Consider the following 22,267-nt stretch of genomic DNA (forward strand, 5'->3'; position numbering starts at 1 on the left):
TGTACCCCACGGCCGAGGAGAGAGTCATCCGGCGGGGAAACCCGCACCGCCTTCCGGCATTTGAGAGCCGTGCGACGATCGCCGAGGTCTGCGCCGGAGCAAGCCGATGACGACCGCTGCGGCGCGAGGTCGTCCGGTGCGGCGACGCCGTCTGTGGGGCGCGCGGCAGGTCGTCAGGCGGCCGACCTGGATCGTCAGTGAGCGGCCCGGTGCCGGTGGCGGAACCAGTGGTCCTTGTGACGGGGGCGATCGACCAGGCCGGCAGGGTCTTCGTCATCCCTCTCCGTCTGCGCCGTCTGCGCGCGGGCGGAGTCGCGTTCGTTGATCAGAACGTCCCGTTCCTGTTCGGCTGCGGCTGTCTCGCGGCGAGACTGCTTGAGCCCGCGACGTGCGGTGCTGCCGCGACGAGCGGTGCGGCGCGCGCCGGTCAGGAGGAGGCTCAGCCCGAGCAGAGCCGCCGCCCCGACGACGAGTCCGTAGAGGAAGAGGGTGCCGGTGGAGCCGGTGACGTCGACTCCGAAGACGGAGAATCCGCCGGTGAACTCGTGGGCGCTGCCACTGTTGGAAAGAACGCCGGCGACGCCGATGACTACCGCGGCGACGAGAATGACAAGTCCGAGGATGATCATGACGTGCTCCTGGGATCTGCTTCCTGCCCCCACGGTAGAGCCGTTCTGCCCGGCACGCCACCGCCATGGGTTGCGTCTTCCTTGAGGATGAGGTAATGGCGAGACCTGAGGACTTCCCGAAGGGCTGCGCCGCGACCTGGGCCAGCGCACCCTGGCGGTCCGCCGACTCTCCGCCGCTGCCGAGGGCGATCCGGACGGCCAGTACACCGATCAGGACGTACACCACTCGTGTGCGGCAAAGCCTGCCCGGCCGGCGGCAGTCAGTGTCTGCCTCTCAGCGGAGCGACGGGTGTTGGGCCTGGCGGCCCGGCGCCGCCCGTGCACCCGGGACGTCGTCACGCTGCCCTCCTCAGATCGTGGGTGTCGGCCATGACCTGGTCGTGCAGGCGTGCGCAGGTGCGGGTGATCAGACGGGAGACGTGCATCTGGGAGATGCCGAGTTGTAGGGCGATGCGGTGCTGAGTCATCTCGCAGAAGAACCTCATGTAGAGGATCTGGCGTTCGCGTTCGGGCAGTGCTTGCAGCAGAGGGCGGAGCGCCTCGCGGTTGACGACCCGGTCGAAGCCGGGCTCCATGCCACCGAGGGTGTCGGTCAGTGGGTGGCTGTCCGCGGAGTGGCCGGGCAGGGCGTCCATGGACACGGCGGTGAAGCTCTCCAGCGCCCCCTGGCCCAGCCGTACCTCGGCCTCGGTCAGGCCAGTGAGTGCGGCGATCTCATGGACGGAGGGTTCGTGGCCGTTGCGCGAAGCGCACTCATTGCCGACGGAGCGGACCCGGCCGCGCAGCTCCTGTACACGCCGCGGCACATGCACGACCCAGAGTTCGTCACGGAAGTGCCGCTTCACCTCGCCGAGGATCGTCGGTATGGCAAAGCTCGGAAAGGCGGTTCCGCGACTGGGGTCGAAGCGGGCTACCGCCTTGACCAGGCCCAGTTGGGCGACCTGCTTGAGGTCCTCGAAGGTCTCGCCGCGATGACGGAATCGCCCAGCGAGGCGTACGGCCATCGGCATCCAGGCGCACACCACCTCCTGCCGCAGCGCAGACCTCTCAGGGCCGTCCGGCAGGGCGGCGATACAGCGGAAGGCGACGTCGGTGTCCGGTGCGTCGTCGTAGGGACGTGCGCTTCGTGGGCTCCGTGTGCGTGCGTTCGGCATGGGCGCGTGTCTCCCTGATCGGTGGCGTCGCTCACCGTGGGAGCCGGCAGACCGCAGCGCGATGGGGAGCAGCGACAGCTGCTCCCACGGGCGTGCCTCCGGTCTGAAGCACACTGGACGCCTTCCCGGACAAGCCCCTTTGAAACAGGGTCTCTGCAGCCCATCTGCGGCAATCCGTCGGGGACCGCGCGGGCACAGAAACGTGGAGGGCGCGGTAGCGGACTCGGCCCAGGGCTGCGACGGTTGCTCTGGGCGAAGGCACCGGAGAGTTGAACCCACAGCGTCCGGTGCCGTCCGCTGGACGCGCATGTCGTCACCGCCGGTCTGCCAGATGGAGGCGCCGCAGTGCCCGGCGAAGCTCCCGCTGTATCGGTTCCGGGAGCGTCTCGTCCTTCGTCGTGGCGACCAGGGCCGCAGCCACGTCCCGGAGCTTGATGTTGCAGTGCTGCGACACGTCCACCAGCACGTCCCAGGCCCTCTCGCTGGAAGACGGTGCCAGGGCCATCACCATGCCGCGCGCCTGGTCGATCACCGCACGGCTCGCCAGCGCGTGGCCCAACTGCTCGTTTCTGGCGCGTAGTTCGACGACCTCTGTCAGTAGTGCCGTTTCCTCCGCCGAAGCCACGGCCGTCAACAGCCGCTGTTCTTCGCGGGGCGTGGTCAGCTGGCGCATGGTGCGTATCTCACAGGGCAGACATCCTGTCCGCAGGCGGTCAGCGGCGACCAGACGGTGCCGGGTGGGCAGTCCGATCCGTACGGTGGACATGGCCCGCTCATCGGTGGTGGTGTCCACATACACCGTCTCCAGGACACGGATCTTGTGCGACTCGGTGTCGACGACATCGCGGTTGCCCCATTCCCGGACGCCGGCTGGGTGAATCATGGCCTTCCCCTTCGGGAGGGCTCATCCGCCGGTGGAGAGTCGCACCCCCGGTCTTCCGCGTAAAGCTGCCGCAGGGCACGCCGCAGCGCCCGCTGCATCAGCCGCGAGAGCGGCTCACCCTCCCAGGCGGCGACCATGGCTGCAGCGACCTCCGGAAGTTTGGTGTTGCACTGCCGCGAGATATCCACCAGCAGTTTCCCGGCCGGCCCACGGCGGCACGGGGCCAGGACCATCACCATGCCGCAGGCCTGGTCGATGACCGTGCGGCCGGCCAGTGCCCGCCGTAGCTGATCATTCTCGGCGCGCAGTGCGACGACATCCTGACCGGTCGCATTCTCCGCCGAGGCCTCAGCCGCCACATCCCACCAATTCTCTGGGAGCATGGTTGTGCGATGCATGGCATCTGCCTCTCCACGATTACCGTGCGTCCGGTGTGGCTGATGCGCCCCGGATTCTCTGGACGTCGGGCAACTTCATCGGTCACCCGCGGCGTTCATGGTCCCGACGGTCCTCGCGCCTCCAGCGCGCCCGGTGCCGACGGCTGTAGCGACGGTCCCAGCGGTCCTGACGATCCCGGCGGTTCTCGTAGTCCCGGTAGTCCCCGAGATCGGAACCGTCGCCACGGGTCCAGCCTCCCCCGCGATCGCGGCCGTGCCGGGTGGCGCCGAAGACCAACACGGCCGCGGCCACCCACCAGATGGCGTTGATGAAGCCGAGGCCGAACAAGACCACGATCAGGATGAGAAGCAGAACGAACACGGCGGGCCTCCCCGGAGCCGAACAAAGCATCACTGCCGGGGGCCGGGGCCAGTACGAACAGCGTAGCCCTCCCCAGAGATTGCGGATAGCGACCCACGTCAGCGCCTTCCGCCGGGACCAGATGGCCACTTGACATCTGTCCAGGGAGCGCGGCGAGGGCTAGCGTGTGCGGTACGGCCCGAGCCCCCGGCAGCGTCGAACGCCTCTCGCGCCCCTTCGAGGGCGCACCTTGCGCATCAGTGCCGGACCCTGTCCCGCCCGCAGCGGGCCGCTCCCGCACTCGCCGTCGCTACGCGATCCCGGCGCAGCCTCGATGCGCCCCAAGCGGGCACCGTCCATCCGCTGCCCGCCATGTCGCACGTATCCACCGACAGGCGATACACATGTACGCACTGATCGTTCCCGCTTCGACCCCCTTCGTCCTGCTCGTCACCGTGATGGGTCTGTCCTGGTGGGAGGACCATGTCCTGCCGGCGCCGCCGGCCGAGCCGCTCGAAGCCGCCGCCGAGGCTCCGTTTGTCCCAGCGGCCCCTGCCCAGCTCGCAGAACTCCCCCGTGTCGACACTGCGTTGACAAGGGACGTCGTCGGGCGTTGACTGGCAGCACGGCGTAGGGCTATGCCACTCCGGATCACTCGGGCGACGCATTCCACCTTCCCACTTCGCCCGGACCCCGCGGAACTCAGGAACTTCCCGCGATCTGGAGGCCCGGCGATGTTCTGGATTCTTCTCCTTCTGCTGATCCTGGTGGTGTTCGGGTTCGGCTTCACCATGCAGACCCTTTGGTGGGTCGCCGCCGTACTCCTGGTCGTCTGGATCGTCGGCTTCGCGATGCGCGGGCGCGGCAGTGGCAGGCGTGGCGGTGGCGGCCGCCGGTACGGCCGCAGTCGCGGATAGCCCACACCAGGCGCTCTCCCGCCCGCGGGAACGGCGGCCTGATACGGCGATCACGCGCGGGAGCCCATCCAGCGAACGAGCAGAGGACAACCATGAGCGTCGGACGGACGATCAGGCACAAGACCCAGGCATTCAAGGGCCGGGTCACCGAACGTATCGGCCGGACCACCCGCAACAGGCGACTGCAGCGCGAAGGCAGGACCGACCGGGTCTCCGGAAATCTGAAGCAGTCAGGTGACAAGGCCAAGAACGCTTTCAGGCGCTGACCACGAACGCCCCAGGTGGTGTCCCCGTTGCGCGGACGCTACCCGACAGGCCAACGCGTAGTCAGCCGACAGGAATTGATGGGGACGGTAATGAAGCAGAGCACCCTACGAGCCGAGAGCCAGAGAAGGCAGCCATGCTGACCATCGTGATCATCGCCGTGATCGTCATCGTGGCGGTCGCCCTCCTCGTCGTCGGACGTGGCCGCATCCGGGACGGCGGCGGGCGCGGGCTGAGGCACCGCTTCGGACCCGAGTACGACCGTGCCGTCGCCGACCACGACGGCGACACAAAGGCGGCCGAGCGGGAACTCGGCGAGCGCGTCAAGCAGCACGGCTCCCTCACGGAACAACCGCTGTCACCCGAGGCCCGCGCGCAGTACACGACTCAGTGGGCCGGCGTTCAGGAGCAGTTCGTCGACTCGCCGCACAAGGCAGTCACCGAGGCGGAGGCACTCCTTGCACACCTGGCGAAGGACCGGGGCTTCCCCGGTGAACAGTTCGAGGAGCAGTTCGCCGCCCTCTCCGTCCACCACGCCGCCCATGTCCGCGGCTACCGCAGCATGCACACGGCCGCCCGCGGCCAGAGCGGTACCGAGGAAATGCGGGAGGCCATGGTCGAAGCCCGAAGCCTCTTCGAGGCACTGGTCACCGAACAACGGGCCGACCCGGACCAGGACAGTCCGCAGACCCCCGACGACCGCGGCCACGCGCCGTGGGCACTGAACCGACGCCACGCGAAGGGAAGCAGCACCTGATGTCACACAACGCCCAACACGCACTGCACCCCCAGACCGGAAGCCCGAATCCCGCGACCCCGCGCGCCCCGCAGACACCCCGCACCGAATCCGCTGACGCACAGCGTGAACGCGACACCACCGCGGACCGCCCCGATCGCCCGCCGGGCCCGGAACTGGTCCCGCAGGGCGAACGGGACGAGCTCACCCTGCGCCTCCAACAGGCCCTGAACAACTTCGTCGACAGCCCACACAAGGCGGTGGAGGAGGCCGACGCCGTCTTCGACGACATCGCCACCCAGATCACCAACACCCTCACCGAACGGCGCCGCGTCCTGCGCGCAAGCTGGCAGGACCAGGACACCGATGCCCAGACCGAGGAACTACGGCTCGCGCTCAGGCAATACCGGGAGATCACCGAACGACTGCTGCACATGTCGGCGCCTGCCAGTCAGTAACACTGTCCTCCCCGCGGAAACCACTGCCGCCGCAGTGACCGGTGCGTACACCACACCGGTCGGACTGCGGCGGCTGCGTTCTGGAGGCGGGGCCTACGCACGCTCAACTGCTCCTGCAGAACCCGTGCCTGGGCCGGCGCGTATCAGCCCGACCTCCATCAACCCTCCCGTTGACGCCGCCATGAGCGGGACAAGCCCGGCCATCACGCAGTGGCCGGCGAGTTGTTGCCCGGCTCGGTCCTTGCCGTCCGCCATCACACCGATGGTCACGGAGCCGATGGCTGCCGGGCTCCAGAACTATCAAGGGATATTGATGGAGAATCTCAGAGAAGAAAAACGGGCGCCCAAGCGCAAGGTGCTCGACCTGACTCTTGTGCAGGTAGTAGCGAGCGCACTCGCGACTGTGGTGGGCGCGGTGCTGGCGTCCCTGCTGGGGGTAACCGGGACGATCATCGGCGCCGCCGTGATCAGTACCAGCGCCACGACAGGCGCAGCCGTCTTCTCGCATGCTTTCCGACGGACGGGCGAGGGGATCCGCGGCCGAGTGCCGGCCGTAGGAGTGCCGAGGACGCCGGGCCAGGAGCGGGCGGAGCACCGCGCGGACGCCCGGGCGGCATTCGGTTTACCGGCGGAAGCTACGGCTGTTGACGCGATGCCGCCCTTCGGTCCCGGTGGCCCGGATGATGAGCACCGCGGGACAACGGCGGCCTCCGCGCCCTCCGAAGCTGAGTCGGTCACCACCTATCGGGGTGGCTCCCTCCGGAGGTCCATCGGCTGGAAGAAGTACGCCCTGGCCACGGGCCTGGTGTTCGCCCTGGCGATGGTCACGGTGACCTCGGTGGAGCTGATCATGGGCAAGCCGGTAGCAGCCGTGGTCAAGAACGAGCCGGGCAGGGGAACCTCGGTGGGCGGTGGCACGGCCGGTACCCCCGGCCCCGCGGACCGCCGCACACCCACCCCAGGTGCGTCCAGTGGCGCGGCGTCGCAGACGGGCGGCTCTGCCGCGCCGGACGCGAGCGCGGCGCCGGATACCAGTTCTCGTCCCAGCTCCAGCTCCAGTTCCAGTTCCAGTTCCAGTTCCAACGCTTCGGTGTCGTCCGCGCCGTCCAGCGGCGGCGCCGTGCGCAGTTCCAACGCCACCGCTGATTGAACAGTGAAAGGCGTTCCCCGCCCCCGAGCACTGCCCCCAGCAGATTGGGGAGCTTGAAGAGTGTCAATCCCCTCGCAGCGTGGAGACGATCTATGCGGCCAGTCCCTCGGCGAGGGCGGCTCGGTAGTCACGTGACTGAACGGTGCCGAGCCTTCGGAAGGCCGCCTGAACCGCCGCGAGCAGTACTCGCTTCCCCTGTCCGTGTGCATGATCACGCCGCGCACGTCGCCACGGGTGGCCGCGGCCATGTTCAGGGACGCCACGACCAGGTCGGCGTCATGACGGGCGGCCATCGCTTAAGCCGAGCAGGCGGTGGGAGAACAGGTCGATGACCGTCGCCAGATACAGCCTGCCCTCGCCGGTTTCGATCTCGGTGAGATCACCCGCCCGGACGGGATCGGGCTGCTCGGCGGTGAAGTCCCGGCGCACGAAGTCCGTGGCAGCCGGCCGCTTGCCCTACCTCGTCAGCGACCGGCGGCGACGCATCTTCCGTCCGGCCAGACCGAGTTCGGCCATGACCTTCGCGACCGTGTTCACCGACACTCGTCAGCCTCTGCGTACCAGCTGGATGAACACCTTCGGCGAGCCGTAGGCGCCACCCGAGCCGTGGAAGATACTCCTCGATCTCCTCGGCCAACTGCTGTCGGCGCACCTCACGCGCGATCGGCGGACGATCCCGCCACTTGTAGAACCACGACTCGGACACCCCCAGCGCCCGGCAGGCGGTGCGGTACAAAATCCGGCCAGTGGCCGCTCGATCCACGCGACGGTCTCCGGCAGGGTCTCGGCGTACCGTGTCACCTCCTCGTACCCCAGCCAGCGATTCGTGGCCTCGTGGGTGAAGTAGGTGAGGCGGACCCGGCCGTCGCGGTCGGGGTGATCAGCAGCTGCAAGGCCGAGGAGACGCCACGCCCCGGCGAAGCGCTGGTCGAGGTGGCCGACACCGGTCCGGGCATCCCCGCCGGCCAGCTGCCGTACGTCTTCGACCGTCTCTGGCGAGGATCCGCACCCGCGCCAGAGGCGGCAGCGGCATCGGCATCGCCGTCGCCGTCGCCGTCGCCAAAGAGCTGATCACCGCCCACGGCGGAACGGTCTCCGCCGACTCCGAACCGGGCGGCGGGACGCGGATGAACCTCCGGCTGCCCAGGGCCGAGTCACGGGGACCACGGCTCATTCCCGCCCCTGGCACGGAGCCGCGTGTTGCCTGACGGGCAAATACCCCCAGGGGTATTTGACGACCCACCCTCAGCCGCCGTACTCTCGGCGAGAAGAAACCCCCGGGGGTATTTGAGGAGGCAACAAGTGGCTCGTGAAACGCAGCAGGCGTTCGCCGCGGCCTGGGCCGAAGGCGGGCTCGTGATCGACGTACGGGAGGCGGACGAGCAGACGGCCGGGCACGTACCGAGCGCGCGGCTGATGCCACTGCGTTCCGTGCCTGCCCGGTGCGACGAGCTGCCCGCCGACCGGTCGGTGTTCGTGATCTGCGCCAGCGGCAACCGCAGCAGGACCGCCGCCGGCTGAATGACCTCCCGCGGCATCGATGCCTACTCCGTGACTGGCGGCACCGGGGCATGGGCCCACGCCGGACACCACGAGCACGCAGCCTGAACGACTCCGCCTTCAGCCTTCGCTGCGGCCACCGACCACCAGCCACCACCCACTGAAGACCACCCACAATCCGCACATCGGCCAGTTGGGAAGGAGTACCGCCTTGGCCACCACCCCCTCACCCTCCGACGCACCGATCGTCGGCCGACACCGCGTCGCCGTCGTCGGCGGCGGCAGCGCCGGCATCAGCGTCGCCGCCCGTCTGCGCCGCGCCGGCGTCACCGACATCACCCTGATCGAACCGTCCGACACCCACTGGTACCAGCCGCTGTGGACCCTCGTCGGAGGCGGCCAGGCCCCCCTGCGCACGACCCGCCGCGCCGAGGGGTCCGTCATACCCGACGGGGTACGGTGGATCCGCCGCCGCGCCTTGGCCGTTGACCCCCAGGCCCGCACGGTGACCCTGTCCGGCGGCGACGAACTCACCTACGAGTACCTGGTCATGTCGCCCGGTCTCCAACTCGACTGGGACGGCGTACCCGGCCTCGCCGAGGCCGTCGGCCACGACCGAGTGAGCAGCAACTACGCACCGGAGTACGCCCCGCGCACCTGGGAGCTGATCCAGGGGATGCGCTCCGGCACAGCCGTCTTCACTCACCCGGTCACCCCGCTGAAATGCGGCGGCGCCCCGCAGAAGATCGCCTACCTGGCCGCCGACCACTGGCGCAAGCAGAAGGTCCTGGACGACATCCGCATCATCCTGGTGATGCCCGACCCGGCGATCTTCAAGGTGCCCGCCTGGTCACAAGTCCTGGATAAGGTGGCCGCCCGCTACGGCATCGAGGTGCGGCTTCGCTCGGAGATGACCGCCGTCGACGGCGACGGCCGCACAGTGACTGTCACCGACCGTGCGAACGGCACCAAGGAGACCATCGGCTACGACCTCCTGCACGCCGTGCCGCCGCAGAGCGCGCCCGACTGGGTCAAAGCGAGCCCGCTCGCCGACCCCGCGAGTCCCCAGGGATTCATCGCCGCGGACAAGCACACGCTCCAACACCCGTACTACGACAACGTCTTCGCGCTCGGCGACGTCGCGAACCTGCCCACCTCGAAGACCGGCGCGGCCGTACGCAAGCAGGCACCGGTCGTCGCCGGCAACCTGCTCGACGTCATGAACAGCCGTTCTCCGTCGCACCGGTACGACGGCTACACCTCCTGCCCGCTGGTGACCGCCCGCGACCGGATGCTGCTTGCCGAGTTCGACTACGACCTGCACCCCACACCCACGTTCCCGCTGCTCGGCCCCTTCAAGGAGCGGCGCACGATGTGGCTGTTCAAGCGGTACGGGCTGCCGCCGGTGTACTGGCACGGCATGCTCACCGGCCGCCTCTGACCGGTCGGCCCGGGCATCCCCCGACCCGGGCCGACCAACCCGCCCCACCCCACGCCTCGAACCGGGCGAACCAGACGCCCCCATATACCCCCACGGGTATTAACAGAATCCACTCTTCCGACCTGGAGGACGCCCAACCATGTTCTTCGCCCAGTACTACCTCGACTGCCTCTCCCAGGCGTCCTACATGATCGCCGACGAGGCCACCGGCAGGGCCGTCGTCGTCGATCCACGCCGCGACGTCTCCGAGTACCTCACCGACGCCGCCACCCACGGTTTCACCATCGAGGCCGTCCTCAACACCCACTTCCACGCCGACTTCCTCGCCGGCCACCTGGAGCTGGCCGACCGCACCGGCGCCTGGATCGGCTACGGGCAGCGCGCCGAGACCGAGTACCCCATCCGCAAACTGTCCCACGGAGAGCGGATCAGCCTCGGCGACGTCCAGCTGCAGATCCTCGAAACCCCCGGCCACACCCCGGAGTCGATCAGCATCCTGGTCCACGAGCACGCAGACGACACGCTCCCCTACGGCGTCCTCACCGGCGACGCCCTGTTCATCGGCGACGTCGGCCGGCCCGATCTGCTCGCCTCGCTCGGCGCGACCGCCGACGAACTCGGCCGCATGCTCTACGACACCATCCAGAACAAGCTGATGGCCCTGCCCGACGCCGTCCGCGTCTTCCCCGCCCACGGCGCAGGATCCGCCTGCGGCAAGAACCTCTCCACCCGCCGCCAGTCCACCATCGGCGAACAGCGCGCCACCAACTACGCCTGCCGCCCCATGAGCGAGGAGAACTTCGTCGAGCTGGTCACCGTCGGGCAGCCCTCCGCGCCCGCCTACTTCGTCTACGACGCCATCCTCAACCGCAAGGAACACAGCCTGTTCGACACGGCCAACCCACCCCGGCCGCTGTCCACCGAGGAGTTCCTGGAGCACGGCGCGGCCGGTGCGGTCGTCGTCGACGCGCGCTCCCCACAGGACTTCGCCACCGGGCACCTGAACGGCTCGGTCAACGTGCCCGCCGACGGCCGCTTCGCCGAGCAGGCCGGCATGGTCGTCGCCCCCGAGCAGGAGGTCGTCGTCGTCGCGCCCCAGGACCGCGAGGAGGAGATCGTCACCCGGCTGGCGCGTATCGGCTTCGACAAGGTCGGCGGGTACCTGCGGGAACCCGAGGGCGCCTTCCCCGCCCTGGCCGACGAGATACGCCAGGCCAGCCGCCTGACCGCCGACGAGCTGCGCCGGGCGCTCGACGGCGACGAACCCCCGCTCGTCCTCGACGTGCGCAACACCGCCGAACGCGAAGAAGGGTTCATCAACGGCTCGCTGCACATCCCACTGCCCGAGCTCGCCCGCCGTGTGGACGAGATCCCGGCCGACCGGCCCCTCGTCGTCCACTGCGCGGGCGGCCACCGCTCCTCCATCGCCGCCAGCCTGCTGCGACACAAGGGCCGCACCGACGTCTCCGACCTGCTCGGCGGCTACGGCGCCTGGCTCGCCCAGCCCGCACCGGCCGACGCCTGATCCACCCCACCCCCGGGCGGGCGGCCCCGAGGCATCGGCCGCCGCCCACCCCCGTCAAGACAACGCTTCAAAGGCGACAAGGAGCCCCGATGACCACCCACGCCGACAAACCACGACTCAATCCCGCCGCTCTGCGCAACCTGACCCGGGACGGGGAGGGCCCGCGCCTGCTGGACGTGCGCACGCCCGGCGAGTTCCGCACCGCCCACATCCCCGGTTCCTACAACGTGCCCCTCGACACCCTCCGCGAGCACCGGGCGGAGCTGCTCCACCACCTCAACGAGGACGTCATACTCATCTGCCGCTCCGGTGCCCGCGCCGCCCAGGCCGAACAGGCCCTGGCTGAAGCCGGACTGCCCAATCTGCGCGTCCTCGACGGCGGCGTCACGGCGTGGGAGACCGCTGGAGGCCCGCTCACCCGCGGCCCGGAACGCTGGGACCTGGAGCGCCAAGTGCGCCTGGTCGCCGGCACCCTCGTCCTGGTGAGCGGCATCGCGGACCTGTTCCTGCCCGGACTGCACCTGATCGGTACGGCCGTCGGGGCCGGCCTGGCCATCGCCGCGCTCACCAACACCTGCGCCATGGGCATGCTGCTGTCGAAGCTGCCCTACAACCGCGGCCCGCGCACCGACGTCGACACCGTCGTCGCCGCCCTGCGGGATTCGTCGTGATCGCCGTCATCATCGCCGCGTCACTGCTCATCGGGGCCGGCCTCGGCGTCCTGGGCGGCGGCGGGTCCATCGTGACCGTGCCCATCCTGATCTACCTGGCCGGAATGGAGACCAAGGAGGCCATCGCCACCTCACTGTTCGTCGTCGGCGTCACCAGTGCCGCCGGGGTCGTCTCGCACGCCCGTGCCGGACGCGTCCGCTGGCGTACGGGTCTGTTGTTCGGTCTGGCCGGCATGACCGGCGCCTACGCGGGCGGTCGGCTGGCCGAGTTCGTCCCCGGCAGCGTCCTGCTGCTCGCGTTCGCCCTCATGATGATCGCCACCGCCGTCGCCATGATCCGGGGACGCAAGCGGCAGCCGAAGAAGGTCCACCACGAACTGCCCGTGTTCCACGTACTGTTGGAAGGCATCGTCGTGGGCCTGATCACCGGACTGGTCGGCGCGGGCGGAGGCTTCCTGGTCGTGCCCGCCCTGGCCCTGCTGGGCGGACTGCCGATGACCGTGGCCGTCGGCACCTCGCTGCTGGTCATCTCCATGAAGTCCTTCGCGGGCCTGGCCGGTTACCTCGCCAGCGTGCACATCGACTGGGGGTTCGCGGCCCTCGTCACGGCAACCGCCGTCGTCGGCAGCCTGATCGGCGGCCGCTTCGCCGGACGCATCCCGCAGGACGCCCTGCGCAAGTCCTTCGGCTGGTTCGTCGCCGTCATGGGCGTGTCAGTCCTCGGCCGGCAGATCAGCTCCGGCCTGCGTCACACCCTGCTGACGAGCCCCTGGACGTGGGCCTCCGTGGCCGCGGCGGCGGGGGTCGTGTTCAGCTGGTACATGTTGTGTGGCTCCGACGGACGAACGCCGGAACGGGCAGGCAACGCCTCGGCGCCGTCGGACGACGCAAGCGGGCGGACTGTCTCGCGCCCCATCCCTGCTGAGACCGTGCGGAGCAATGGCACCACCGCGCCACTGCGCGACACGTAGCGACGTAACTTGCCTACGGCTCGCAGCCGCGGACCGCCCCATCAGCCGGGTCACCCTGGACGTGGGTCCGGACCAGGGGCTGAGCCGGGAGTCTGGGCGGCGCTCACCGCCGACGAGGCACGCAACCTGGCCCGCCTGCTCCTCCTGCAGGCCGGCCTGACCGAGCGCGGTACCGAGCCCGCCGACCCGTCACGGAAGAGCTCCCACTTCTTCTGAACTTCGACACCGGTCCGGGTCACTCCAGGATCCGCAGATACTCCCGGTCGCCCAGAAGTTCCAGACGGCGTCAGAGCACCGGGTTGTCGGACGGGGCGGTCCGCGACCTGCCGCGGCAGGGGCCGGCCCAGGACGGGGACACCGGCCCGGCGGGCGGCGAGCAGCGACCTGGTGATCTTCTGCGGCTCGGGCGCCACCGCGGCGGTGAACAAACTGGTCGGCATTCTGGAGCTGCGCCGCCCCGAGCAGCCACCCGAGGCCGAGCGCCCTGTGGTCTTCGTGGGGCCGTACGAGCATCCCTCCAACGAGCTGCCCTGGCGTGAGTCGATCGCCGACGTCATGGTCATCGACGAGGCCCCGGACGGCCACATCGACCTCGCCCGGCTCGAGGCGGGACTGCGGCAGTACGCCGACCGGCCGCTGCGCATCGGCAGCTGCTCCGCCGCCTCCAACGTCACCGGCATCCTGACCGACGCCGACCGCATCGCCCGGCTGCTGCACGCGCATGGGGCCCTCTCCTTCTGGGACTACGCGGCGGCCGCCCCGTACGTGCCGATCCGATTGAAGGAAAGCGAGCCCGGCATGAGCGATCACAAGGGCGCGCTCTTCCTGTCACCGCACAAGTTCGTCGGCGGCCCGCAGACCCCGGGTGTCCTCGTCGTACGCCGCGAACTGATCCGCAGCCGGGTGCCCACCGCGCCGGGCGGTGGCACCGTCGCTTCCGTCGACCCGCTCGGTCACCGCTATCTCGACGACCCGGTCGCGCGCGAGGAGGGCGGCACCCCGGCCATCGTCGAGTCCATCCGCGCCGGGCTGGTCTTCGCCCTCAAACAGGCCGTCGGCACCGACACGATCCAGGCCGCCGAGGAGCGCCACTGGCGGGAGACTCTGGCCGCTGGGACAGCAATCCGCGGATCGAGATCCTCGGCAACCACCATGCCCGGCGGCTGTCCATCATCTCTTTCCGCATCCGTCACGGCGATCACTCCTACCTGCACCACAACTATGTCGTCGCCCTGCTCAACGACCTGTTCGGCGTCCAGGCCCGTGGCGGCTGCTCGTGCGCCGGACCGTACGGCCATCGCCTGCTTGCCATCGACGCGGCCGCCTGGACGACGGCCCCACCGGGCTGCCGGCCGACTTCGAGCGGATGCGCTGGTTCCCGCTGCCGCCCGTCTGCCTGGAACAAAACCGGAACGGCACCGGTTGAGCGATATACCCCACTGGGTATATGAGAGGAGGCCGTGCACTCGCAATCGGGCTCGCTGCCGCCGCAGGCCCTGGAGCAGAGACGTCGGATGACGGTGAGCTCGTGCAACCGGGTGCAGGCCCGGACGGCGCCAAGGGTGACGGAAGTCGGGTGTTGGTCGTGACAGATGTGATCCTTAATGGTCGACGCCGCCCCGAACAGGGACGCATAGTACCCCTAGGGGTATTTTTCGAGGAGTGATCGTGGAACTGGAACTTGAGGGCGCAGACCTGAAGGCCGTGCTGAACCGGCTACGCCGCGCGCAGGGTCAGATCTCCGGCGTGATCCGGATGATCGAAGAGGGACGGGACTGCGAGGACGTCGTCACGCAGCTCGCCGCGGCCTCCCGCGCGCTCGACCGGGCCGGTTTCGCGATCATCGCGACCGGCTTGCAGCAGTGCGTGGCGGACATGGACTCCGGTCGGAAGAACGGTGAGGACACGGACGCGATGCGCGCCCGGCTGGAGAAACTGTTCCTGTCGCTGGCGTGAGAGCCTGCCGCGGCGGCTGTCACAGCACGGCGTCGATCAGCATGAAGGCCACCACCGCCGGCAGCACCAGAGCGAAGATCCGTTGAAGTGTGTGCCCGGATACCTTCGTGGCCAGCCGCTTCCCTTCCCACGCACCGAGGATCGCGGCCCTGACGAACGACCCGACGACCGCCCGGTCCAGCCCCTCGACCCTACCGGCGCGCGTCGTCGGCGCGGCCAGGGAGTTGGCCGTTCTCCCGGCGCCCAGGCTCCGGGTTTCTCTCCGGCTGCGAGCCGTTCGAGAAGCACGCGCTGCCGTTCGTTGAGGACGTACCGCCGATGCACGCGCACCGCCCACACCCGCGCCCCCACACCCTGCATGGAGCGTGCGCTGCTGGGGAGCGCGTGAGGAGCGCTGGGCCACCACGCGTTGATGGAGCACGCACGGCGCCCGGAGGGACGGATCCACTTCGCCGGCGAGCACACCTCCCACGAGCCCAATGGCGGGTCCATGAACTACGCGCTGGAATCCGCCGTCCGGGTTCTCCTCGAACTGTCGGGCTCGTGATGTCGCACGCCGCCGGGACGGCCGGCCGGTCACTGACGGCCGAGGCGGGCGCCGAACCGCCGCAACACCTCGCGGAACTCCGCGGGCTCCTCGACGCGGAAGTCGGCGTCGAGGAAGGCGAGACGCGGCAGGAGCCACTGCCAGGAGTCGAGCATGAGGACGGCGTGGGTCCCGCCTCCGGCGGCCGCCGTGAGGTCGATGTCCTCATGCGCGAACGCGTCCGCCACCTCCGTCATCGGGGCGTCGATCGTCACCACCACACGCTGCCGTTTTCTGTTGATGCCCTGGCGGAGGTAGTCGACGCCGGTCCCCGCGGGCAGCGCGCGCGGTGCGAACGTCCTGCTCTGCGCCTGGAGTTCACTGACGCGGTCGATGCGGAACACGCGCCAGTCCTCCTTGTCGGTGTCCCATCCCAGCAGGTACCACCTCAGGAGCAGGTGGATCTGGCGATAGGGCTCGACCCTGCGCGAGGTGGCCGTCCCGTTCGCGCCGACGTAATGGAACGTCACGACGCGCTCGTGCGTGATCGCTTCGGCGAGCGTGCTCATCGTCTCCGCACTGATGCTCGGCGTCGGCGTCGGCGTCGTCTCCAGACTGGTGCGCAGCGCAGCCACGCGGGGGCGCAGCCGCTTGGGCAGGTACTGATCGACCTTGCCGTAGGCGCGGATCGCCGCGTCGTCGACGCTGCCCTCGCGCGCGTTGCCGGTCGCGCCGAGGGCGGCCAGGCCCAGGAGGGTCGCGATGGCCTCGTCGTCGTCGAGGAGCAGCGGGGGCATGGCCCGCCCGGCCGTGAGCCGGTAGTAGCCGCCCGGGCCTGGCTGCGCCTCGACCGGGTATCCGTAGCCGCGGAGCCGGTTGATGTCGCGCCGCAGGGTGCGCGGGGGGACGTCCAGCCGGGCCGCCAGCTCCTCACCCGTGAACGTCTTGCCCGACTGCAGCACGACCAGCAGAGCGAGGATGCGTTGCATGACGTCGGCCATGACCGCATCGTCGCAGACAGTCGCGGCCACTTTCCGTCCACATCTCGCAGTACGGTCCCGAATATGTCCAACCAAAGGATCCGGATCAGGCGAGCCCGTACCCACAACCTGCAAGACCTCGACGTGGACGTGCCCCGCTCACAAGTCGTGGTCTTCGTCGGCGTGTCGGGCTCGGGCAAGTCGTCGCTGGTGTTCGACACGATCGCAGCGGAGGCGGGCTACCAGCTGCACGAGACGTTCCCGCCCTACATCCGCAACCGGCTGCCGAAGTGGACCCGCCCCGAAGTCCGCGCGATCGAGGGGCTCTCCCCGGTGGTGGTGATCGACCAGCGGCGCCTGGGCGGGAACGCCCGCTCCACGGTCGGGACGATCACGGACACCTGGACCTACCTCCGGCTGCTGTTCTCCCGGGTGAGCACACCGCACGTCGGCGAGTCCAGCCACTTCTCCTTCAACGACCCGGCCGGCATGTGCCCCACCTGCTCGGGCATCGGCGAGGTCGTGGCCAGCGCCGTCGACCGTTTCATCGACCCGGACAGGTCGCTGCGCGAGGGCGCCGTCCTGCTGCCCGGGTTCGCCGTCAACGGTTACTGGTACACGAACTTCGCCGACATCGGCGTCTTCGACGTCGACAAGCCGCTGCGCCACTGGGGCCGGACCGAGCGGGACGCGCTGCTGTACGGCATCGGGTCCGCCGGGTCGCTGGCGAACCGGCTGCCCAAGGGCTACCAGGGCGTCGTCGAGCGGTTCGAGCGCATCTACCTGCGCACCTCCGACGACATGAACGATCGCAAGAAGGAAGCCCTCGCCAAGTTCACCCGTTCCAAGGTGTGCACGGACTGCTGCGGGGACCGTCTCAACGAGGCGAGCCGGGCGGCCACGGTGCTCGACCACACCATCGGCGAGATGGCGCGGATGGAGGTCGATGAGCTCGCGGAGCTGATGACGGGCGTGACCGACGCGGCCGTGGCACCGGTGGTGGCCGCGCTGACGGAACGACTCCAGGCGATGATCACCATCGGGCTCGGCTACCTCCACCTCGGCCGCGCCACCACGACGCTCTCGGGCGGCGAGTCCCAGCGGATCAAGACCGTCAAGCACCTGGGCAGCAGCCTCACCGAGATGCTCTACGTATTCGACGAACCCACCGTCGGACTGCACCCCCACGACATCTCCTCCATGACCGAGCTGCTCAAGCAGCTCCGGGACAAGGGCAACAGCGTCCTCGTGGTCGAGCACGACCCCGCCGTCATGGCCATCGCCGACCAGATCATCGAGGTCGGGCCCCTCGCGGGCGCGCACGGCGGAACGCTCGTCTACCAGGGCAGCTTCCGTGGCCTCCGCACGGCCGGCACCGCCACGACGGCGGCGCTGTCACAGCGCCGGCCCATCAAGGACGATCCGCGGACGCCACGGGGACACATCACCGTGGCCGACGCCACGCGCAACAACCTCAAGAACGTGACCGTGGACATTCCGACGGGCGTGACAACCGTGCTCACCGGCGTGGCCGGCTCCGGGAAATCCAGTCTCGCGAGCGAACTCGTCACCCAGCACGACGCGGTCGTGATCGACCAGAAACCGGTCAGCACCAACCGCCGCTCGACCCCCATCACCTACACCGGGATCGCGACCCCCATCCGTAAGGTTTTCGCACGTCACAACCAGGTCCCAGCCAGCCTGTTCAGCGCCAACTCCGAGGGCGCCTGCCCCGAGTGCAAGGGCCTCGGGATCGTCTCCACCGACCTGGCGTTCATGGAGGATCAGGAGACGGTCTGCGAGACCTGCCAGGGGCGCCGGTTCACGCCCGAGGTCCTGCAGTACCGGGTCGACGGGCTGTCCTTCGCCGACATCGACGACCTCACGGTCACCGACGCCATCGACCGGCTCTCCGATCACACGGTCACGAAGGCGCTGCGCCACCTCGACGAGGTCGGCCTGGGCTACCTCCGGCTCGGCCAGCCCCTCACGTCTCTCTCCGGAGGTGAATGCCAGCGCGTGAAGATCGCCAAGGAGCTCCGGGACTCCACCGACCCGGCCCTCTACATCCTCGACGAGCCCACCACCGGCCTGCATCTACGCGACATCGACACCCTGCTGAGCCACCTCGACGGCCTGGTGGACCACGGTCACACCGTCGTGCTGATCGAGCACAACCTCGACGTCATCCGACGGGCGGACTGGATCATCGACCTCGGCCCCGGTCCCGGGAAGCACGGCGGGCAGATCCTCTATCAGGGACCCGTCGCCGGCATCACCTCCACGGCCACCGCCGAAGCGCTGCACGAAACCGTCTGATCCTGCCGCCATGGCACCGCCCGGGGCCCGTGTCCCAGACCGGCCAACAGGGCAGGCGCCTTCTAAGCGCTTGGCCGCAGGATCGAGTGCTGCCGGGGGGCGCAAGTCTCCGCCCTCCCTTATGGGAGGGCTTTTTGCTGGTCAGGTTGCATGCCAGCCGACACGGCGAAGCCCCGGACGCCCTCTTGATGATCAAGGGCGGGCTCCGGGGCTGTCCGGCTGTTACCGGGTTCTTGCGGGTGGCCGTGTCGAATACGTGTCGAAGTTTCTGCGGTCGTGAGGTCAGTCGGCGGACGGCCGCTCGGGAAGATCTCCGGCAGCTTCGAGCCGCCTCTTCAGGTCGGGCAGCTGGCCCTCGACACAGCGGGCGTAGGTCGCCAGGAGCACCGCAACGCTGTTCCCGGCCCACTCGGCCACCTGGGCGGGCGGGATCCCGTCGTTCAGCCACTTCGTCAGACGCGTGTTCCGGTTGTCGTAGACGCGCCGCCCCCGAGGCAGAGGTCTACGTCGTCGGCTACCCCGCGATCCTGCCCTCCGACGTCGAAGTGCGGCCGCGAACTGCTCATCACGCCCGGCGACGTGAACTACTTGCGCGAGAAGGAGGAACAGCTCAACGCCATGCTGAAGCAGCGCGCCGAAGCCGCTGGAGCCCACTACGTCGACACCTACACGCCCCTCGAGGGTCACGACGTCTGCGCGGACGCGGCACCCGCTGGATCGAACCCCTCATCTCCGACAGCGACGCGGCCGCCGTCCACCCCAACGAGCGCGGCGAACGCGCCATGGCCGACGCCGTCCTGCACACGCTCACAACATCGGTGTAGGCCGAAGGCTGAGAACGCGGCGCGGCGCGGCTCCCGTCGCGGATGCCGTGAGGCAAGGATGACGGGTCATGACGATCGTGTTCCGGGTCCCTGCCGGTGGTGCGGAGCGGGTGGGGTTCGCCTACTCGCCGACGATGGAAGCCGTACTGAGTCTTCATGTGCTGGTGGAGCCCAAGCACCACCCCGTCCAGCACGGCTGGGTGCGTGCGATGCGCAAGCTGTCCCCGGCGCTGAAGCGGGAGATCGAGGCGTTCTCCTACGCGGTGCGCTCGTACTTCCCCGAGTTTCTCTTTCCGCAGCCGACCGGCGGACTGGCGGACTTCGAAGACGAACTGGCCGGCTTGCGCGGGGCGGATCCGGAGCTGGTCCGCCTGGAGTTCGCCGTCCCCCTGCTCACGCCCTGGCCGGGCGGCGGCAAGGGCAGGGATCCGCACGTGCTGGACGAACCGGAGGTACGCGACCTGTTGCGGGAGCGCCTCGCACGGGAAAGCGACGAAGCGATGGCCGCGATGCTCCTCGACGATCCCCGCGCGTTGCTCGAACGGTTCCTGAGCATGCTGGAGCGCTACTGGCGGGAGGCGTTCGAGGAGGAATGGGCACGGCTCGAACCCGAACTCGCCGCCGGCGTCAGTGAGGCCGGACACCAGATCGAGCAGCGCGGCCTGTACGGGATGCTCCGTGGCCTGTGGCCGGAGGTGCGCAGCGACCGGCAGGCCGAACGCTTCTGGCTGGAGCGGCCGCACGACCACGAGGTCGCCATCGGCCCGGACGACACGCTCGTACTCGCCCCCAGCGCCTATGTGTGGCCGCACGTGCGCGTCAACTGCGACGGTCCGTGGCCCCTCGGTCTCGTCTTCCCCGTCTCCTCGATCGCCCGGGAAGCCCGCCCGAGGATTCCGCCGACCAGGCTCGTCGGCACACTCCGCGCGCTCGCCGACGACACCCGGCTGCGCGCCCTGCGACTGCTCGCCGAACGCCCGCGCAGCACGCAGGAGTTGGCCCCGCTCGTCGGCGTCAGCGAGGCCGCCCTGTCCAAGCACCTGCGGGTGCTGGCGGACGCGGGCCTGCTGGAGCGCCGTCGCGAGGGCTACTACGTCCTGTATCGGCTTGCGCCCGGACAGGTGGCGGGCCTGACCCCCAGCCTGGAGAGCTTCCTGCACGGCGACGGCGAGGTGACTGAGCACGACTGATTAGCCATCTGCCTAATAAGTGGATCAGGGGCCCGACGGGCCCCGACAGTGGCCGCATGTCACTGCTGAAGGACCGCAACTTCCTGCTTCTCTTCGCCGGTCAGGGCATCTCACGCTTCGGCGACGGCCTGTACACCGCCGCGACCGCCTGGCTGGCCTGGTCACTGACGAAGGACCCCACGGCCGTCGCCCTGGTCAGCGTCTCCGCGTTCGCGCCCGCGTTCGTGGCCACCTTCGTCGTCGCCTCGTACGCCGACCGCCGCGACCGCCGGAAGCTGATGATCGCCACCGACCTGGCCCGGGTCGCCGTGGTGGCCGTGGCTCTGGTCCTGCTCTCCCTCGACCTGCTGAACCTGCCGCTGCTCGTGGCGACCACGGCGCTGCTGGCGCTGATCGGCGCCCTGTTCGCCCCGGCCCGCAACGCCATCGTCCCGCAGATCGTGCCGGACGACCGCCTCCAGCAGGCCAACGGACTGCTGCAAGTCGCCTTCCGGGCCGCCTTCTTCGTCGGCCCGCTGATGCTCGCGCCGCTGCTGGCCTTCGGCTCGCTGCAGTCGGCGCTGGTGGTGAACGGACTCACCTTCCTGGGCTCGGCGGCCGCTGTGGCCGCCATCCGCGTGACCCGCCCCGCCCCGACCAGCGGTCAGACGGGGCTGTGGTCCGATCTCAGCGCCGGGCTCAGGGCCGTGCGGGCCGCTCCCGACGTACTCGTGGTCATAGTGACCTTCGTGCTCGCCCTCGCCCTGACCAACGGTTTCCTGACCGTCGGGCTTGTCGCGGTCGTGGGACAGGGCGGCCAGTACGGCCTGCTGCTCGGCGTCGCCGGGGTCGCCGAAGTGGTGGGCGCCCTGCTCCTGGCCGGCCTGCGCATCCGCAGGCTCGCACTGGCCGCGGTGCTGGCGTGGGCCCTGCTCGGGATCTTCCGGGCTCCGCTGGGAACGGTCACCTCCCCCGCCGTGGCGGCGGTTCTCCTGACCGCGACGGGGCTGGCCTCGGCCCTCACGGACATTCCCTTGATCGCACTGGTGCAGCAGCGCATACCGAGCCATCATCTGGCGAAGGCGCTTGGCCTGTGGGAGGCCGGGGTGGCAGGAGCCCTGGCGATCTCCCCCTTTGTGGCCTCGACCGCCATCACCCTCGCCGGAGTCGCGAACGCCTTCCTGCTCTCGGGAGCCGCCGTTGTCGTCCTGGCCGTGACCGCCACGTTCACCCTCGCATGCGTCGGCGCACGGCAGCCCGGTCGGGAGCCCTTCGCCACGGCCGACGGCACGGCAAGTGTCGCGGCGCCGGAAGAGACAGCGGTGATCACGGCCGAACCGGAGTGACTGCGCGGATCATCGCTGTGCGCAGGTCAGCTCAGGACACATTCCCAAGCTGAGAGCGCACCCGTTCCGACGTCACGGTTCGGCGGGCGCGTCTGCTGTGGTCGACGGCA

The 22,267-nt window shown here is 69.5% G+C and carries 26 protein-coding genes, 1 tRNA gene and 3 pseudogenes; 20 read left to right on the forward strand and 10 right to left on the reverse strand.

From position 1 onward, the window contains the following. Positions 1 to 194: 194 nt before the first annotated feature. The 7 genes and pseudogenes from FE633_RS29670 to FE633_RS29700 all read right to left on the reverse strand — a co-directional run bounded on the left by FE633_RS29670 (position 195) and on the right by FE633_RS29700 (position 3,425). Positions 195 to 629: a hypothetical protein gene (locus FE633_RS29670; protein ID WP_138048257.1), complete on the reverse strand. Its 435-nt coding sequence runs from the start codon at positions 627 to 629 to the stop codon at positions 195 to 197. Between the two features lie 166 nt (positions 630 to 795). Continuing rightward, a pseudogene (locus FE633_RS49565) lies at positions 796 to 855 on the reverse strand (hypothetical protein); the annotation flags it as partial. 109 nt (positions 856 to 964) lie between these two features. Beyond that, positions 965 to 1,783 (reverse strand): SigB/SigF/SigG family RNA polymerase sigma factor, encoded by an 819-nt coding sequence (locus FE633_RS29680; protein ID WP_138048258.1) that lies wholly within the window; start codon positions 1,781 to 1,783, stop codon positions 965 to 967. A gap of 313 nt (positions 1,784 to 2,096) precedes the next feature. Further along, complete coding sequence (locus tag FE633_RS29685) at positions 2,097 to 2,456, reverse strand: ANTAR domain-containing protein (RefSeq protein WP_138048302.1); 360 nt, start codon at positions 2,454 to 2,456, stop codon at positions 2,097 to 2,099. 48 nt (positions 2,457 to 2,504) lie between these two features. After that, positions 2,505 to 2,666 (reverse strand): annotated as a pseudogene (locus FE633_RS29690) (PRC-barrel domain containing protein); the annotation flags it as partial. Continuing rightward, a complete protein-coding gene (locus tag FE633_RS29695) occupies positions 2,663 to 3,064 on the reverse strand; it encodes an ANTAR domain-containing protein (RefSeq protein WP_138048259.1) in 402 nt (133 codons plus the stop codon). The gene FE633_RS29695 and the pseudogene FE633_RS29690, both read right to left, overlap by 4 nt. A gap of 82 nt (positions 3,065 to 3,146) precedes the next feature. Continuing rightward, the gene (locus tag FE633_RS29700; protein ID WP_138048260.1) at positions 3,147 to 3,425 is read right to left on the reverse strand and encodes a hypothetical protein; all 279 of its coding nucleotides are present in this window, start codon (positions 3,423 to 3,425) and stop codon (positions 3,147 to 3,149) included. A 383-nt stretch (positions 3,426 to 3,808) separates the two neighbouring features. On the opposite strand from FE633_RS29700, the gene FE633_RS29705 reads away from it, so the two are divergent. The 6 genes from FE633_RS29705 (at position 3,809) to FE633_RS29730 (ending at position 6,929) form a co-directional block, all read left to right on the forward strand. Then, on the forward strand, positions 3,809 to 4,021 hold the full coding sequence (locus FE633_RS29705) for a hypothetical protein (protein WP_138048261.1): 213 nt from the start codon (positions 3,809 to 3,811) through the stop codon (positions 4,019 to 4,021). Positions 4,022 to 4,138: 117 nt separating this feature from the next. Continuing rightward, positions 4,139 to 4,321: a hydrophobic protein gene (locus FE633_RS29710; protein ID WP_138048262.1), complete on the forward strand. Its 183-nt coding sequence runs from the start codon at positions 4,139 to 4,141 to the stop codon at positions 4,319 to 4,321. A 92-nt stretch (positions 4,322 to 4,413) separates the two neighbouring features. Next, positions 4,414 to 4,587 carry a CsbD family protein gene (locus tag FE633_RS29715; RefSeq protein WP_138048263.1) on the forward strand — a complete coding sequence of 58 codons (174 nt, stop codon included), beginning with the start codon at positions 4,414 to 4,416 and terminating at the stop codon, positions 4,585 to 4,587. A 134-nt stretch (positions 4,588 to 4,721) separates the two neighbouring features. Further along, positions 4,722 to 5,342, forward strand: coding sequence for a hypothetical protein (locus FE633_RS29720; protein WP_138048264.1), 621 nt, complete (start codon positions 4,722 to 4,724; stop codon positions 5,340 to 5,342). Continuing rightward, positions 5,342 to 5,779: a hypothetical protein gene (locus FE633_RS29725; protein WP_246113888.1), complete on the forward strand. Its 438-nt coding sequence runs from the start codon at positions 5,342 to 5,344 to the stop codon at positions 5,777 to 5,779. The genes FE633_RS29720 and FE633_RS29725 overlap by 1 nt, the downstream gene beginning before the upstream one ends. A gap of 262 nt (positions 5,780 to 6,041) precedes the next feature. Then, positions 6,042 to 6,929, forward strand: coding sequence for a hypothetical protein (locus tag FE633_RS29730; protein WP_138048265.1), 888 nt, complete (start codon positions 6,042 to 6,044; stop codon positions 6,927 to 6,929). 276 nt (positions 6,930 to 7,205) lie between these two features. On the opposite strand, the gene FE633_RS47450 is transcribed toward FE633_RS29730, so the two are convergent. Beyond that, the gene (locus tag FE633_RS47450) at positions 7,206 to 7,358 is read right to left on the reverse strand and encodes a hypothetical protein (protein ID WP_171060171.1); all 153 of its coding nucleotides are present in this window, start codon (positions 7,356 to 7,358) and stop codon (positions 7,206 to 7,208) included. Between the two features lie 405 nt (positions 7,359 to 7,763). On the opposite strand from FE633_RS47450, the gene FE633_RS47895 reads away from it, so the two are divergent. The 9 genes from FE633_RS47895 to FE633_RS29775 all read left to right on the forward strand — a co-directional run bounded on the left by FE633_RS47895 (position 7,764) and on the right by FE633_RS29775 (position 14,993). Next, positions 7,764 to 8,000: a sensor histidine kinase gene (locus tag FE633_RS47895; RefSeq protein WP_212747295.1), complete on the forward strand. Its 237-nt coding sequence runs from the start codon at positions 7,764 to 7,766 to the stop codon at positions 7,998 to 8,000. Continuing rightward, positions 7,967 to 8,137 (forward strand): hypothetical protein, encoded by a 171-nt coding sequence (locus FE633_RS49570; RefSeq protein WP_342791224.1) that lies wholly within the window; start codon positions 7,967 to 7,969, stop codon positions 8,135 to 8,137. The genes FE633_RS47895 and FE633_RS49570 overlap by 34 nt, the downstream gene beginning before the upstream one ends. A gap of 94 nt (positions 8,138 to 8,231) precedes the next feature. Then, positions 8,232 to 8,450 (forward strand): rhodanese-like domain-containing protein, encoded by a 219-nt coding sequence (locus FE633_RS29740; protein ID WP_246113889.1) that lies wholly within the window; start codon positions 8,232 to 8,234, stop codon positions 8,448 to 8,450. 190 nt (positions 8,451 to 8,640) lie between these two features. After that, positions 8,641 to 9,870 carry an NAD(P)/FAD-dependent oxidoreductase gene (locus tag FE633_RS29745; protein WP_138048266.1) on the forward strand — a complete coding sequence of 410 codons (1,230 nt, stop codon included), beginning with the start codon at positions 8,641 to 8,643 and terminating at the stop codon, positions 9,868 to 9,870. Between the two features lie 139 nt (positions 9,871 to 10,009). Next, complete coding sequence (locus FE633_RS29750; protein ID WP_138048267.1) at positions 10,010 to 11,395, forward strand: MBL fold metallo-hydrolase; 1,386 nt, start codon at positions 10,010 to 10,012, stop codon at positions 11,393 to 11,395. Positions 11,396 to 11,484: 89 nt separating this feature from the next. Continuing rightward, positions 11,485 to 12,066, forward strand: coding sequence for a rhodanese-like domain-containing protein (locus tag FE633_RS29755; RefSeq protein WP_138048268.1), 582 nt, complete (start codon positions 11,485 to 11,487; stop codon positions 12,064 to 12,066). Beyond that, positions 12,063 to 13,037, forward strand: coding sequence for a sulfite exporter TauE/SafE family protein (locus tag FE633_RS29760; protein WP_138048269.1), 975 nt, complete (start codon positions 12,063 to 12,065; stop codon positions 13,035 to 13,037). Before FE633_RS29755 ends, FE633_RS29760 begins: the two co-directional genes overlap by 4 nt. A 387-nt stretch (positions 13,038 to 13,424) precedes the next feature. Continuing rightward, positions 13,425 to 14,555 carry an aminotransferase class V-fold PLP-dependent enzyme gene (locus FE633_RS29770; protein ID WP_246113890.1) on the forward strand — a complete coding sequence of 377 codons (1,131 nt, stop codon included), beginning with the start codon at positions 13,425 to 13,427 and terminating at the stop codon, positions 14,553 to 14,555. A 150-nt stretch (positions 14,556 to 14,705) separates the two neighbouring features. Further along, positions 14,706 to 14,993, forward strand: coding sequence for a metal-sensitive transcriptional regulator (locus FE633_RS29775; protein WP_138048270.1), 288 nt, complete (start codon positions 14,706 to 14,708; stop codon positions 14,991 to 14,993). A 19-nt stretch (positions 14,994 to 15,012) separates the two neighbouring features. Here FE633_RS29775 and FE633_RS48745 read toward each other — a convergent pair. Beyond that, a pseudogene (locus FE633_RS48745) lies at positions 15,013 to 15,225 on the reverse strand (sulfite exporter TauE/SafE family protein); the annotation flags it as partial. A gap of 180 nt (positions 15,226 to 15,405) precedes the next feature. On the opposite strand from FE633_RS48745, the gene FE633_RS29785 reads away from it, so the two are divergent. After that, a complete protein-coding gene (locus FE633_RS29785; protein WP_138048271.1) occupies positions 15,406 to 15,540 on the forward strand; it encodes an FAD-dependent oxidoreductase in 135 nt (44 codons plus the stop codon). 29 nt (positions 15,541 to 15,569) lie between these two features. On the opposite strand, the gene FE633_RS29790 is transcribed toward FE633_RS29785, so the two are convergent. Next, positions 15,570 to 16,520 (reverse strand): helix-turn-helix transcriptional regulator, encoded by a 951-nt coding sequence (locus FE633_RS29790; protein ID WP_138048272.1) that lies wholly within the window; start codon positions 16,518 to 16,520, stop codon positions 15,570 to 15,572. Positions 16,521 to 16,583: 63 nt separating this feature from the next. Here FE633_RS29790 and FE633_RS29795 point away from each other — a divergent pair, with 63 nt between their 5' ends. From FE633_RS29795 to FE633_RS29810, 4 genes are all read left to right on the forward strand, one after another. After that, positions 16,584 to 18,818, forward strand: coding sequence for an ATP-binding cassette domain-containing protein (locus FE633_RS29795; RefSeq protein ID WP_138048273.1), 2,235 nt, complete (start codon positions 16,584 to 16,586; stop codon positions 18,816 to 18,818). A 25-nt stretch (positions 18,819 to 18,843) separates the two neighbouring features. Next, positions 18,844 to 18,920, forward strand: a tRNA-Arg gene (locus FE633_RS47455). Positions 18,921 to 19,710: 790 nt separating this feature from the next. Continuing rightward, positions 19,711 to 20,832, forward strand: a complete 1,122-nt coding sequence (locus tag FE633_RS29805) for an ArsR/SmtB family transcription factor (RefSeq protein WP_138048274.1) — start codon at positions 19,711 to 19,713, stop codon at positions 20,830 to 20,832. Between the two features lie 56 nt (positions 20,833 to 20,888). After that, positions 20,889 to 22,157 (forward strand): MFS transporter, encoded by a 1,269-nt coding sequence (locus FE633_RS29810; protein ID WP_138048275.1) that lies wholly within the window; start codon positions 20,889 to 20,891, stop codon positions 22,155 to 22,157. Positions 22,158 to 22,267: the final 110 nt, after the last annotated feature.

The organism is Streptomyces montanus (genome assembly GCF_005786655.1).
GTDB lineage: Bacteria > Actinomycetota > Actinomycetes > Streptomycetales > Streptomycetaceae > Streptomyces > Streptomyces sporangiiformans.

What these genes read in the sequence shown, in the direction of transcription:
- FE633_RS29750 (WP_138048267.1), top strand. Translation starts at nt 10,010, where the DNA reads ATGTTCTTCGCCCAGTACTACCTCGACTGCCTCTCCCAGGCGTCCTAC.
- FE633_RS29680 (WP_138048258.1), bottom strand. Translation starts at nt 1,783, where the DNA reads ATGCCGAACGCACGCACACGGAGCCCACGAAGCGCACGTCCCTACGAC.
- FE633_RS29725 (WP_246113888.1), top strand. Translation starts at nt 5,342, where the DNA reads ATGTCACACAACGCCCAACACGCACTGCACCCCCAGACCGGAAGCCCG.
- FE633_RS29795 (WP_138048273.1), top strand. Translation starts at nt 16,584, where the DNA reads ATGTCCAACCAAAGGATCCGGATCAGGCGAGCCCGTACCCACAACCTG.
- FE633_RS29730 (WP_138048265.1), top strand. Translation starts at nt 6,042, where the DNA reads ATGGTCACGGAGCCGATGGCTGCCGGGCTCCAGAACTATCAAGGGATA.
- FE633_RS29810 (WP_138048275.1), top strand. Translation starts at nt 20,889, where the DNA reads ATGTCACTGCTGAAGGACCGCAACTTCCTGCTTCTCTTCGCCGGTCAG.
- FE633_RS29710 (WP_138048262.1), top strand. Translation starts at nt 4,139, where the DNA reads ATGTTCTGGATTCTTCTCCTTCTGCTGATCCTGGTGGTGTTCGGGTTC.
- FE633_RS29805 (WP_138048274.1), top strand. Translation starts at nt 19,711, where the DNA reads ATGACGATCGTGTTCCGGGTCCCTGCCGGTGGTGCGGAGCGGGTGGGG.
- FE633_RS29685 (WP_138048302.1), bottom strand. Translation starts at nt 2,456, where the DNA reads ATGCGCCAGCTGACCACGCCCCGCGAAGAACAGCGGCTGTTGACGGCC.
- FE633_RS29695 (WP_138048259.1), bottom strand. Translation starts at nt 3,064, where the DNA reads ATGCATCGCACAACCATGCTCCCAGAGAATTGGTGGGATGTGGCGGCT.
- FE633_RS29790 (WP_138048272.1), bottom strand. Translation starts at nt 16,520, where the DNA reads ATGGCCGACGTCATGCAACGCATCCTCGCTCTGCTGGTCGTGCTGCAG.
- FE633_RS29785 (WP_138048271.1), top strand. Translation starts at nt 15,406, where the DNA reads ATGGAGCACGCACGGCGCCCGGAGGGACGGATCCACTTCGCCGGCGAG.
- FE633_RS29755 (WP_138048268.1), top strand. Translation starts at nt 11,485, where the DNA reads ATGACCACCCACGCCGACAAACCACGACTCAATCCCGCCGCTCTGCGC.
- FE633_RS29670 (WP_138048257.1), bottom strand. Translation starts at nt 629, where the DNA reads ATGATCATCCTCGGACTTGTCATTCTCGTCGCCGCGGTAGTCATCGGC.
- FE633_RS29715 (WP_138048263.1), top strand. Translation starts at nt 4,414, where the DNA reads ATGAGCGTCGGACGGACGATCAGGCACAAGACCCAGGCATTCAAGGGC.
- FE633_RS29720 (WP_138048264.1), top strand. Translation starts at nt 4,722, where the DNA reads ATGCTGACCATCGTGATCATCGCCGTGATCGTCATCGTGGCGGTCGCC.
- FE633_RS29705 (WP_138048261.1), top strand. Translation starts at nt 3,809, where the DNA reads ATGTACGCACTGATCGTTCCCGCTTCGACCCCCTTCGTCCTGCTCGTC.